At 41.2% G+C, this 12,671-nt stretch carries 12 protein-coding genes and 2 pseudogenes; 12 read left to right on the top strand and 2 right to left on the bottom strand.

Translation table 11 applies throughout. From position 1 onward, the window contains the following. The first annotated feature begins 110 nt into the window (after positions 1–110). The 9 genes and pseudogenes from JCM16418_RS10285 to JCM16418_RS10325 all read left to right on the top strand — a co-directional run bounded on the left by JCM16418_RS10285 (position 111) and on the right by JCM16418_RS10325 (position 8,347). Complete coding sequence (locus JCM16418_RS10285; RefSeq protein ID WP_052020195.1) at positions 111–863, top strand: type II secretion system F family protein; 753 nt, start codon at positions 111–113, stop codon at positions 861–863. A gap of 13 nt (positions 864–876) precedes the next feature. Next, positions 877–1,748: pseudogene (locus tag JCM16418_RS10290) on the top strand (type II secretion system F family protein). Between the two features lie 9 nt (positions 1,749–1,757). Next, positions 1,758–1,949, top strand: a complete 192-nt coding sequence (locus tag JCM16418_RS10295; protein ID WP_052020189.1) for a Flp1 family type IVb pilin — start codon at positions 1,758–1,760, stop codon at positions 1,947–1,949. Then, positions 1,930–2,601 carry a TadE family protein gene (locus tag JCM16418_RS10300; RefSeq protein ID WP_036648332.1) on the top strand — a complete coding sequence of 224 codons (672 nt, stop codon included), beginning with the start codon at positions 1,930–1,932 and terminating at the stop codon, positions 2,599–2,601. The genes JCM16418_RS10295 and JCM16418_RS10300 overlap by 20 nt, the downstream gene beginning before the upstream one ends. Positions 2,602–2,642: 41 nt before the next feature. Continuing rightward, entirely contained in the window at positions 2,643–4,877 is a 2,235-nt protein-coding gene (locus JCM16418_RS10305; protein WP_036648333.1) for a hypothetical protein, read from the top strand. After that, on the top strand, positions 4,846–5,841 hold the full coding sequence (locus tag JCM16418_RS10310) for a pilus assembly protein (protein WP_036648334.1): 996 nt from the start codon (positions 4,846–4,848) through the stop codon (positions 5,839–5,841). The genes JCM16418_RS10305 and JCM16418_RS10310 overlap by 32 nt, the downstream gene beginning before the upstream one ends. A 26-nt stretch (positions 5,842–5,867) precedes the next feature. After that, positions 5,868–6,380, top strand: coding sequence for an A24 family peptidase (locus JCM16418_RS10315; protein ID WP_036648335.1), 513 nt, complete (start codon positions 5,868–5,870; stop codon positions 6,378–6,380). Between the two features lie 33 nt (positions 6,381–6,413). Then, positions 6,414–7,379, top strand: coding sequence for a DUF6382 domain-containing protein (locus tag JCM16418_RS23700; RefSeq protein ID WP_052020190.1), 966 nt, complete (start codon positions 6,414–6,416; stop codon positions 7,377–7,379). A 5-nt stretch (positions 7,380–7,384) separates the two neighbouring features. Next, positions 7,385–8,347: an FHA domain-containing protein gene (locus tag JCM16418_RS10325; protein ID WP_036648337.1), complete on the top strand. Its 963-nt coding sequence runs from the start codon at positions 7,385–7,387 to the stop codon at positions 8,345–8,347. A gap of 95 nt (positions 8,348–8,442) precedes the next feature. On the opposite strand, the gene JCM16418_RS10330 is transcribed toward JCM16418_RS10325, so the two are convergent. Further along, on the bottom strand, positions 8,443–9,345 hold the full coding sequence (locus JCM16418_RS10330; RefSeq protein ID WP_036648338.1) for a TIGR01777 family oxidoreductase: 903 nt from the start codon (positions 9,343–9,345) through the stop codon (positions 8,443–8,445). Between the two features lie 121 nt (positions 9,346–9,466). Next, on the bottom strand, positions 9,467–9,934 hold the full coding sequence (locus tag JCM16418_RS10335) for a DUF2621 family protein (RefSeq protein ID WP_036648339.1): 468 nt from the start codon (positions 9,932–9,934) through the stop codon (positions 9,467–9,469). Between the two features lie 127 nt (positions 9,935–10,061). Here JCM16418_RS10335 and JCM16418_RS10340 point away from each other — a divergent pair, with 127 nt between their 5' ends. The 3 genes and pseudogenes from JCM16418_RS10340 to JCM16418_RS26335 form a co-directional block, all read left to right on the top strand. Beyond that, positions 10,062–11,183 carry a deoxyribonuclease IV gene (locus JCM16418_RS10340; RefSeq protein ID WP_036648340.1) on the top strand — a complete coding sequence of 374 codons (1,122 nt, stop codon included), beginning with the start codon at positions 10,062–10,064 and terminating at the stop codon, positions 11,181–11,183. Between the two features lie 80 nt (positions 11,184–11,263). Next, on the top strand, positions 11,264–12,163 hold the full coding sequence (gene purU / locus JCM16418_RS10345) for a formyltetrahydrofolate deformylase (RefSeq protein ID WP_036648343.1): 900 nt from the start codon (positions 11,264–11,266) through the stop codon (positions 12,161–12,163). 295 nt (positions 12,164–12,458) lie between these two features. Beyond that, a pseudogene (locus tag JCM16418_RS26335) lies at positions 12,459–12,671 on the top strand (hypothetical protein); the annotation flags it as partial.

The raw sequence follows: 12,671 nt of genomic DNA on the forward strand, positions 1-12,671 counted from the left end.
AGGATGAGAAAAGCTTGAGGAGAAAACAGGAAGTAGTTAAAGCTAGCTCTGATCCTTCCCGTAAGCATCGCAGCAATAATAAACTGGTGTCGACTCCAACCGAGAAGGTTATGCGTTCACGGCTTCCTGATTATAGTGTGTACGTACTTAGCTCAAGGCAAAAGTTACAATGCATATGCTTTGGAGGAGCGTTATTTTTCGGCATAGGCTATTTATTCTATCATCATTGGATAATCTCGATGATTCTGGCCTCGGGAGCAGTCGTTGTTCCAAAATTTTGGAGACAGCATATGTTGAACCGCAGAAAGGCCTCTATGAATCTACATTTCAAACAAGCTCTCTATTCATTATCTTCTTCCTTATCGGCTGGTAGATCCGTAGAGAACGGATTTCGGGAAGCTATACAGGATTTGCGGATGCTAGATCCTGAAGCTAGAAATGATTTAATTACTGAACTCGGCATTATATGCACCAGACTGGAATACGGTGAGCCAATTGAAGATGCTCTTCAAGATTTCAGTAAGCGGGCAGGTATGGAGGACATTACGAATTTCGCAGATGTATTCACAACCTGTAAGAGAACAGGCGGAGATCTGGTTGAAGTTATACGCCGTACTTCATCGATTATCGGTGAAAAGCTTGATATTCAGCAAGAGATTGCGGTGCTGATTGCCCAGAAAAAGTTTGAGTCAAAGGCAATGCTAGCTGCTCCGATTCTGCTACTTTTATTCATGAATTTAACATCGGCAGATTACATGAAGCCCATGTATAGCGGTATAGGTATGGTTATTTCAACGTTCTCTCTTATTGGTTTTGGTGTGTGTTTCATATGGATTACCAAAATTATGAACATCAAAGTTTGATTGGGGTTGCTTCATGAAGATAATGGCTGCCATATTGCTGATTGTATTAGTTGGGAGCTGGGTTCTATTAAATGCTCAAGCGGGTAGCAAGTACAGACGTATTACTAAACTACCAATGGAGGGGATACGTTTAAGACCGTTTTTGCCTCCCATACTTAGTATTTTGGATAAGTTTGGAATAATGGCGCGATTTCCTATGTTTTTCTTTAAGATACAGCGCTCCATTCAGAAGGTTTATGGCAATCGCTTAAGTGCTGAACTAACAATGCTATATGTAGGGGAAATGATTAGTTACAGCTGGATCTTACTTATGACTGGCTGTGTACTAACATTTATGCTTGGTGGCAATTTCGGCATGATTTTAGGTGTCATATTAGCTGTTATTCTTCCGTTGTCTATGGTAAGGGATTTACATACCAAGGTTCAAAAGCGGGATCAGGACATATTGATGGAACTCCCAGAGTTACTGAGCAAAATTGTTCTACTTGTTGGGGCTGGGGAAACAGTTCAGAAGGCGATTGCTCACTGCGTTGAGCGTAGAAAGACGGATACAGATCATCCTTATATCGTGAACTGATCCGTATGACGGATGATTTGGAGGGGGGATATTCTTTTCAACAGTCATTTGAGAATTTTAGTAAACGGTGTGCAGTTCAGGAAGTATCCGTATTTACTACGACGGTGTTACTTAACTTCCGCCGAGGGGGAAATGATTTCGTCATGGCTTTAACAGATTTATCGAGAGTTCTCTGGGAGAAGAGAAAATCCATTACAAGGACAAGGGGTGAACAAGCCTCTTCAAAGCTTGTATTTCCAATGGTAGTTATCTTTCTGGTCGTTGTTGTTTTAGTGGGTACACCAGCATTTCTAATGATGAATTTTTAGGAGGATGTAATGATGATAAATATGGTATGGGGAAGAATGAAGAGTTTTTGGAAGGAAGAAGAAGGCCTCGGAACACTTGAGTTATTGCTTATTATTGTTGTTATTCTGATTATCGCTCTACTATTTAAGAAGGAGATTATGGCATTGATCACCAAGCTGATTGCTAGTATGAACTCTAAAAGTGAAGAATTTACGAAGTAAGCTAACATCTAGTCAGGGAAGTTTCACAATTGAAGCTTCCTTAGTGATGCCTATCGTTTTGTTTATCACTATGATTCTTATGTTCTTCGGTGTATATATCTACCAGCAAAGCATGCTTCATCAGATGGCTTCTGTAACTGCTGAACGCTCCGCCTATAGCTGGGATAATAGTCACAAAGACGCTGTAAGCGGTCAATATGCTAAGGGACAATATGACTCACTATATTGGCGAGTGACGGATGATCATTTGCTTGGCACATTATTTGGTTGGGCTGTTTCCACGAATCAGGAATTGGTTGCCTTACCCACTTCAATAGGGGAGAGTGGATCGTTATCTTCCAGTAAATTAAGGGGATCGGCATCCGTAGTGACCGGGTCAATAGAAGGATCTATGACATATAAGAATTCAGTGATACAACGCAATATTATAGTTAATTTAAATAAGGGAATATCTCTACCCATATTTCAAACCAAAGATGATGCGAGGCTGGTTACACAATCGAAAGCTCTTGTCGTAGATCCGGTTGAATTCATACGTAATATAGATTTAATGAGATACTATGGCTCCAAATTTAAGGGGGACGGTGGGAATACGACGGATCAAGCAAGCGCATCAAGCATTTTACGGAAAAACGTACCTACTAAAAAGTAAAGACAGTTCTTCATTCATTATTTCGACGGAGGGGTTACCGGATGTTTAGCAAGAACCGATCCGAACGGGGTTCAGTATCTGTATTTTTAATCATTATCTTGGCAGCTGTATTTGCCTTCGTCGCCATATTTATTGACTATTCGCGGATCGCTGCCATGAAGGTTCAAAGTGAGCGTTTGGTTAGGGCTGCTATTCGTTCGGTTATGTCCTCTTATGATCCTGAATTACAGCAAAAATATGGTTTATTTGCCTTTGGGAGTAGTAGCGGAGATCAGATTATGGCGGGGGTACTGAACGCGAGTATGGACAAGGGGGTACGAAGTGATGCCTTTAATCTAATTCCTCTAAAATTAGACTCTTCCTCTCTTCAGATGGATCGTATGTTAGGTGAGTATACGATTTTTAATCGCGAAATTGGAGAAGAGATGAAGTACAAGGCACCCATTGATTTTACACTTGAAGTAATGGGGAAGTTTAAGCCTTTATCTTCACCTATGAAAGAAGCATCGGACGCTGTTGATGAACTAACAAAGCTGCAGAAACTTTATGAGAAGCGAAATGGTGCGTTAGATGCGATGCTAGCTAAACAGAGAAAGGCAGCAGAAGGTGCGGATAAAATTCCTATCATTTTAATGAACCCACAGTCAACTTATATTGCCGATGAATCGCTAGGTAACAAAAGTGTTGAATCAACGGCAGACATTGCTGCACAGTATAACGATTATGTGAGCAAATACAATGAGGATAGGCAGCGCGCAGCTAATGAGGATAAACTATACACTGATGAAATTAAAGATTACCTCAGAGGCTCCTCTACGCTGTATATAGGTTTACAGTATAAACAAAGATCTATTCAAGCCGAGCATCCGCAACTACTAGATGAAGCTAAACAGCTATGGGAAGTAGCGAACAATAATAACGAGAAAATGAAAAAGGTTATTGCGGAGTCTAATCGTAGACCCGAATCCCAAGGTTACAATCAAGTTTCTGTCGGATCCGTAATTGGAGCACAGCCAGATCCTTCTGGTGATGAAGCAGCAATGATACGGAAAATTCGTGAACAAACAGAATCATTGGTGCTCTCAGAAGATTTATTAAATGGTCTTAAGCAAGAAATAGACAATCAAGCACAGAAATTTAATTCAGTTATCAACGAATTAACAAGTGTTATTTCTGCGATAAGTGGATATTCAGGAACTTCAGCAAATGCGAGTCAGATGAAGCAAACGATTATACTTGGGCGAAGTACAGTGGATAAGTACTTAATGACTTACTCGACCAGTGGACCCAGTAATAAACTTCAACAGGAGGCACAGCAGTTGAATCAACATCGAGGTGCGGATAAGGAACGAAAGCAAAAGGAACAGCAGGGTGAGGCTAAGTTAAAGGATGCAGCAAAAATCTTAAAGAGTATTAATGAACTCGGCGAAAAAGCTAAGGAACATCTAGCGGAGTATAAGACGTTACAACAGTACTTTGATGAGAACATGACCTTCAATCAACAATCAGAGGCCGGAAATTATCAAGGAGCAGACTTAGATAACGATCCCTATGATGCAGGTAAATCGGCAATGGATAATATGGACGAAGCATATGGTGCAATGGGAGGCATTATGTCGGGCTTCAAAGATGAAATTCTACAGAATGAATATGCTGCGCTTTACTTCCCACATTTTGATTTGAGTAATCTGACAGGAGTGACGAAGAATCCTGAATCATCTGTTGGGGATGCGTTAGCAGATCAACTAAGTGTGAATAACCAGGAGCTGGAATACATTTTATATGGCTTCCACAATCCTGTAGGTAATATCTCAGCAGCATATGCCGAGATATTTGCAGCAAGGCTTGCGATTCGAACTTTGGAGGGACTTATAGAGTTTAGTAAGCTCGGGAATCCCTTACTTATTCTAGCTTCAGCTCTTTTATATGGTATCGAAATGGCAATCACGGATATGATCATGTTATGCGAGAAGGGTTCTATTGAGCTGTCAAAATATATGAAGGTACAAATTACATACCGAGATTATTTAAGGTTGTTTTTACTACTTCACAGTAACAACAATAAAAAAATGTCGCGGATGTTAGCGTTGATTCGGATGAATACGGGTATCAATCCTGCTGAGTCACCCACCTATGCTTCGGGCGAAGTCAGAATAGGAATGAGGCTTTGGTTTCTGCCTGGTGTTATGAAGGCAGTTAGATATGTCGGCTCCAGTCCAGATACGGTGGAGGGAAGCCGTTACTATGCAACAAAAAAAGCGGATTTTTCTTATTAATTCTTTCATACAGAAAAAAGGACGTCGCAACTTTAGTGAACGAGGAAGTATGGTTTTAGAGGCTTCGATGGTATTGCCCTTATTTATCTTCTTTATTATTTTCCTGATTTATGTTGTACAAATGACATTATACTCAACAGCGTTACAGACGACGGCCTCGGACACCGTTAAAATGGTTTCATCCCATATGTATCCCGTAGCTTTGGCGGTAGAAAAAGATTCATCTGAAGAAAGTGAGGGAGACTCCAAACAGAAGGGCAGCTGGACCATACCTAAGCTCTCTCTCACAGATTGGGCTGCCCAGTATACCGATTCTCTTCCCACACCTCTAAATCAGTGGATGAAGGATGCGGTATCCAGAGCTGATGAACCTCTTCAAGACCTCAAGACCCAAGTATCGGAGGCAGCGCTTGATCCGGTCATAAAGCCAATACTTAAACCTTTTATGGAAGATAGCATTCTTAACTATGATCGAATTCATGTATCAAATATTAAGGTACCCAATCTCAAAACAAGAACGGATCCCTATTTTGCAATTGAAGTCAGTTATGAAATGCCTTGGAAGATTCCCCTGTTAAATAAAAAGATCGTTCTGCAGGCTAAAGCCCAGGAAAGATTATGGATTGGACAAACAGATGAAGATTCATCGGATGGACTAGGAGGTCACGATGGGACTCCATCCGTTGTCCTTGAGATATTAGAGAAGCCTAATCCTGCAATTGTCGGACAAAGAACCAAGGTTCGAGCTAAAATAGCGCCTAATTCAACAGCTAATTTGTCAGTATTCTATAAAAGTGGTTCAAGTACGGCCAAGTACCTGGGTGAACAACAGGCAGATGCTGAAGGCTATATCGAATGGGAATGGTTTGTAGGTACAAATACAACCCCAGGAACATGGCCGTTTGTGGTTACGACTGCAGAAGGTGAAAGAAGTGAAGTTATGTTTACAGTTATTAAAAGATAATCCGTTATTGAGAGGGAAGGTAGCATATGGATTTAGCTTTTGTTGGATGTTTTTTATGCTTAATCATAGCTTTTGTAAGTGATATCCGAACGATGAAAATTCCAAATAAACTAACTGTTTTTATGATAATCAGTGGCATTATGTTTCAAGGATTAAATCAAGGCTGGGTTGGAGTATCATTTTCTAGCAAAGGATTGGTTGTGGGGTTCATGATTGTTCTTGTGATGTATTGGATCGGAGCAGTAGGTGCTGGTGATGTTAAGTTATTTGGTGGATTAGGGGCTTGGATGGGTACGTTTTTTACACTCCAATGCATCATATATTCAGTTATTTTTGCAGGGATTATTGGTCTATTTATATTATTATGGCGCAGAGAAACACTGAGTCGGTTTAAGAAAGTAGCTGGGGGTTTAGCAGGTTTTTTCATATTCCGCAGCTTTCATTTTTTAAAAGGAAATCCTAAAGATCAATTACATTTTCCGTTTATGTTGGCTGTATTACCGGGATATATATTTACTTATTTTCTAAGTAACGGTTGAAGTAAAGTATGTTTTAGGATGAGGTGATAGGAATTGTTTGGATTAACGAGAGATTTCCAACAAAATGGCGGTACTTATATGGTTCTGGGAGGAATGCAGGGTATCCATTCTCGTGATATAAGTATGGTTCAAGCTGGTATGATTACGGCTTCCAAAATACCTAATTTTTTGCCACTACGTATAAAGGAGTTAGATTTATATGTAACGCTTCAGTACGATATTAGCGATAAAAAGATGCTCTCGCATATGCTGAAAAGCAACAAGATCAGCATGAATGAGTATTATCATTTACTACTACAAACGGCGGTGTTACTTGAGAACAGCAAGCTGTATATGCTAAATGCAGAGCGGTATATTTTACATGAGGATTATATATTTATTGAAGGTACGCTACAGTCTGGTAAACTCTATTTCACTTATGTTCCTGTTGAATCTTTAGTTTATGACCAATCATTATCAAATTTGCTTAAGGAATTAATCACTCGAATGATGGCATCCGTGAGTGAATTAAGAGGGGCAGGGGTTCAGAAATTACTACAGTTCGTAAGTGGGGATACTTTTTCTGTGACAGGTTTTAAGGATCTGATACTGGGCTTACTTACTTTAACTGAGGACTCAGAGGAACCCAATAAGGCAAGTCGTGAACCGATAATAGAGAACAATTCTATAGATGTAAGTAAGCAGCAATATACTAGGAAATCATTTCGTGATGAGATTCAGCATACTGATCATCAAGATAAATTAAACAGTAAATCGAATAAACTACAAGAGAATCATCGACTTAAACAGCATCAACATGATCGCGGCGAAGGAATTATTCAGCAGAAGTTAGTTCCTGATCGTGAATCCTCTTCTGTATGGGGACAGGATCTTTTTAGCAACGGAGCATACCAGATTAGTGGGACAGATCCGGATGATGATGAAGCCAAGAGCCCTCTAAAAGTAAGGTCTATATCTTACTTGGTAGTTTACTCGCTGCGGCTATTATTTGGAGACTGATATACATGAGTAGTCCCAGTACTAGTAGATTAATTATTTGTATGTTATTGACAGCTTTATTAGCAGGTTCGGCATGGATAGGATGGAGTGGGAGATTTTCACTTCCCCATGTTAGTCGTAATCTTGTATCAGGTGAGCTTGCTTCTCTAGGTACTGGTGAATTGGATAACGCTTTTAAAGATCAGAAAAAAAAGCGCCAACCGCGCTTTCAAGTTGAGAAATTGACAGGTTACTTAGGCGGAGGAAGGAAGAGGTTGTTCGATCATGACCACGAAACTAACGTAGATCATATAAGCAAATCGAATTGGAAGTGGACTTTTCCCCAAAAGGAAGAGATGGATTATTCTCAGCCTTCTTCCCAAAAATCTTCAGTGAAGCCATCACAGCGAGTGGAGAGCGTTCTTCGACAAAATAGGAGAGAGGGAGAAAATTTAGAATATTCAAGCTGGAATCAGGTGGATCCTATGTCTACAACATCTCAAAGTAATTATAATCAGGATATTCATCCATATTTCTTGAATCAAGAGGATAATCAGGACTATTATTCACAGTTGGGCCAGAAGACAGAAATGTTGAATCCTTCATCCAGCAATGCGACTGTACTGCTGCAACCGCTGGAGAAACCCAATTCGAGTGATTATAGACATGGGATGATTAAAAAATTAATCTATTTAGAAAGATCTGAAGATGGACAACCACCCACGTCTCGTATCGAGCTAAATTTACCTCACTTCATTATTGGTCGTTCTGACGAAGTGGCCCAGTTCATAGAGCAGACCGCTGGTACTTCACGAGCTCATGTTGAATTGTCGAAGGGGCCTGATGGAAACTATATGATCAAAGACCTTGGGTCAAAGAATGGTACAATTCTGCTTGGCGAGCCCATGATTCCATACAAAGAGTATAAATTAAACGATAGCGATACATTTACCATTGTTAAAGGTACGTATACTTATCACGTATCGTAGCCTCACCAAGTTGCCTAGCTATACTTTAGCATTCCCAATCTCTTAGCTATATCCTAGACGCATACCATCACCAGCCGTATATTGTTTAAGACTTGTTAGCTATTATCTTTCAATTCCCTTAATGCTTCCTTTAATGTGTTGTAAGTATACTGAAAACCATGTTCAAGTGCCTTAACTGGAATGACCCGCTGTCCTTCCAAGATAATGAGAGAGAGTTCTCCAAGTACCCCCTTCATTAAAAAGGTGGGAACAGGGAACCAATGAGGTCGATGATAGACTGAAGCAACGGTACGTCCAAACTCATCATTGGTTACCGGCTCTGGGGCAGATGCATTAACGGGTCCACAAATCGATGGAGTATTCACGCAGAAATCGATTAAACGAATGATATCATCGATATGAATCCATGACATCCATTGCCGCCCAGTTCCGATTCGGCCGCCTACACCAAGCTTATATGGCAGTCTCATCATTGGGAAGGCACCTCCGTCATTTCCCAGTACAACACTGACACGCAGCTTAACTAATCTAACGCCACTTATTTTATCTGCAGCTGTTTCCCATTTCTGTACGACAGAGGAAGGGAAATCGTTCACCGTTTCGGGGCTGGTTTCATCAAACGTAGCAACAAGTGAAGTACCATATATAGCGACTGCTGAAGCTTGGACTACGACTGCGGGTTTTTGTTTCAGTGCGCTAATTAGTTTAGCAACATTCGATACTGTGATCATGCGTGAGCTGATAATAGCTTCCTTGCCCTTTGACGTCCATCGTTGGCTAAGTGAAGCACCTGCTAGATTAACGAGAGCATCGGTGCCTTCTAACAATTCTGGATGAGCATTGAATTGATCCCAAGTGTAATATTGTAGTTTGAAGTCTGAACTTTTAGCTGTAGGAAGGTTGCGCCCAATGATAATGACCTCATGTCCTTGATTTAACCAGAATGAGGACAGCGCTTTTCCGATAAAGCCGCTGCCTCCGCAAATGACTGTTTTCATAATGTGCCTCCTCTATATTTTAGTAAAACATAAAAGCCCCGTGCGTGCGATCAGACTGTCGAAATGAACCATTTCTTCAATTTGACCTCTTGCGAGGGGCTTTGTTATGTTTCTTAGCGAACTATTCTTCCATGTACTGTTTGTATGGCGTGTAATCGATCTGCTTCTTTTTCAGGAAGGCAATCAAAAATTTATTGTCTCTTTTAGGTGTTGCCACAATGTAGCCTTTTATACAATGGTCGCGGTTAACTTCTGAAGCACCGCTTTCTACGGCTATTTTACCAATCTCAGCAGCAATGGAATGCTTTGCTATGTCACGGAAGGGCCCCGGTACAGGTACGACCAGACTGTCTAAAAAAGTTTTGGATTCATCAGTCCATAATGGACGGCTTCTCTCAACCCAATAGTTCTGCCAGTCCAGTTTGGATTTACCATCCGCTTTAGGAAGGACTTTTAAAAACTTACGCATCATAAAATATCCGCCGATACACATAGCAATCAGCATAATGATTGCCCACACGAAAATAGAGTTCATGAACCAATTCGCAGGTGCGGTCGATAATAGGCGTGGTGTTAGCAAAGTATACATATTTATACTCACCTCAATGATTATTCTCATGGTTTAAAGCCTTTCCTCATGAATTATAACGCATTTCTAGATTTATTTCAGTATACACGCTAAAATAGGGGTTAATTCACAATGAGGAGGATGGATAATGTTGAAAATAGGTTCCCATGTGTCCTTTTCGGACAAGGGTTTGTTAAGTGCAACAAATGAAGCGAACAGCTATGGCTCCAGTTCGTTTATGATATATACGGGTGCGCCGCAAAATACGCGCCGTAAACCGATCGAATCCATGTTTTTGGATGAAGGTAAGCAGTTAATGCAAGAGAGCGGAATCGAAGAGATTGTAGTTCATGCTCCGTACATCGTTAATTTGGCTTCGTACAAGCCTAATACGTATGAGCTGGCAGTTAGTTTTTTGCAGGAAGAAATCCGCCGTACTCATGCAATTGGGGTTAAGAACATTGTTCTTCATCCGGGCGCGTATACAGATATGGACCCGGAATATGGCATTCAGCGTATTGCAGATGGTCTAAACGAAGTGCTTGATGGCACGGATGAAACCGATGTTCATATTGCGCTAGAAACTATGGCGGGGAAGGGCACAGAAGTAGGGCGTTCTTTTGAAGAGATAGCTAGCATTATTGAGAAGGTAAAACACAACGAGCGTCTTACCATATGCATGGATACATGCCATATTCATGATGCAGGGTATGACATTGTGGATGACCTAGATGGGGTACTTGAAGAATTCGATCGACTGATCGGCATTGACCGTATCGGCGTCGTACACATCAATGATAGTAAGAACCCACGCGGTGCAGGAAAAGACCGCCATACACCGATTGGTGCGGGCTGGATAGGTTTTGACACTATTAACCGAGTGGTTCATCATAGCAAGCTTGAAGGTAAGCCGTTTATTCTGGAAACACCTTGGATTGGTAAAGATGCAAAGACCCAACGTCCGATGTATGAGGTCGAGATTGCATTGCTGCGTGGCAACACGGCTGAGCGATTTGGTCCGGATTTCGGCAAACAAGTAGAAGGCCTCGCTTCCTATTTTGCAGAACAAAATATCGATTCACGTCAATATGTGCTCGATGTATGGAATATCCTTAAGAATGATGCCAAAGCCAAGAAGGCTGATCCCCGTGAACCGATGGAGCGTCTGTACGATATGGTTATGGAAGCCAATTTGTTCCCTGAGTTAAAAGAAGAACAGATCAACCAACGCCTAATCGCTTGGTTCGCTGGCAAGGAGTTTTGGGGCTAATCTTTTTTTGTTCTATTTTCTGTATATGTTTTTCTGCATATTTGATGTATATAAAGAAATCAGTTTAGGGGGAACGTTCCGTGGATATTCACGCTAAAAAAGCAAATGAAGCTTTATCAGAACCATATCAAGACCGTGCCCGGATGCTCATTTCTTGTCCAGACGGTCCCGGAATTGTAGCGGCAGTGTCGCACTTTTTACACCAGCATGGTGCGAATATCGTGCAATCTGACCAGTATACGATGGATCCATCAGGTGGAATGTTCTTCATGAGGGTCGAATTTGATCTCGTTCAGTTAGAGCGTAAATTGCCTGAATTGAAAGAACAGTTTACCGGTGTAGCTAATCGTTTCTCCATGGAATGGCAAATTAATAGTGTCAGCCGTAAAAAGAAACTGGCCATCTTCGTTTCGAAGGAAGATCATTGCTTAGTGGAGCTCATATGGCAGTGGCAAGCTGGTGATTTGGATGCGGATATCGCTATGGTAGTCAGCAATCACCCGGATATGAAGGAATATGTAGAATCGTTTGGAATCCCGTATCATCTTATTCCGGTGACGGCAACAACGAAGCAACAAGCGGAAAAAATGCAGTTGGAGGCTGTAGGAAATGATATTGATGTGATTATCCTTGCTCGTTATATGCAGATTATTTCGCCAACATTTATTGAGCATTACCGCAATCGAATCATTAACATACATCATTCGTTCTTACCTGCATTTGTGGGTGGAAAGCCTTATGCTCAAGCTTATCAACGCGGTGTGAAAATTATTGGAGCCACGGCACACTATGTAACTGAGGAGTTGGATGGCGGCCCTATTATTGAACAAGACGTGCAGCGAGTAAGCCATCGTGATGATGTCACGGAGCTTAAACGTATCGGACGCACGATCGAGCGTGTCGTTTTGGCGAGAGCTGTGAAATGGCATATTGAGGACCGGATTTTGGTTCACGAAAATAAGACTGTCGTATTTAACTAACATTGATTTCTTAAAAAAGCTTGAGGGTATAGCAGTCGTGTGATTGGCAATAAGAGAGTTTCTGTGTCTTCTTTGAAGACGACGGGAACTCTTTTTTTGTGTAGATCTACTGTTTTTAGAAGAAAAGGCTGGAGTACAAGCAATAACAAGGAAATTTCATTTACTAGTAATAGACATTAACTAAAGGAACGTTGAGGGTCGTCATTTCTTTTGTCGGAGTATAAAAAATTGTGGGAGAACATGATGCCGATTCATCATGTTAATCATTTTTTTGCAAAGAGAGGAGCTTATCTGTATGTATTGTGGAAACTCCCAATCCAATAGGGCATGTGTAGAGAGCTCATCTACTAGTGCATGTTCATGTTATGGAACTTTAAGTTGTAATGGGCTCTCAAAAAAGACAGGTGTCACAGGGGCAACTGGGGCGACAGGATTAACGGGAGCGACAGGTCCGACGGGTGGGACGGGCGCTAACGGTATAACAGGAGTTACAGGATTAACGGGAGCG

The organism is Paenibacillus pini JCM 16418 (genome assembly GCF_000576305.1).
Classification (GTDB): domain Bacteria; phylum Bacillota; class Bacilli; order Paenibacillales; family Paenibacillaceae; genus Paenibacillus_AQ; species Paenibacillus_AQ pini.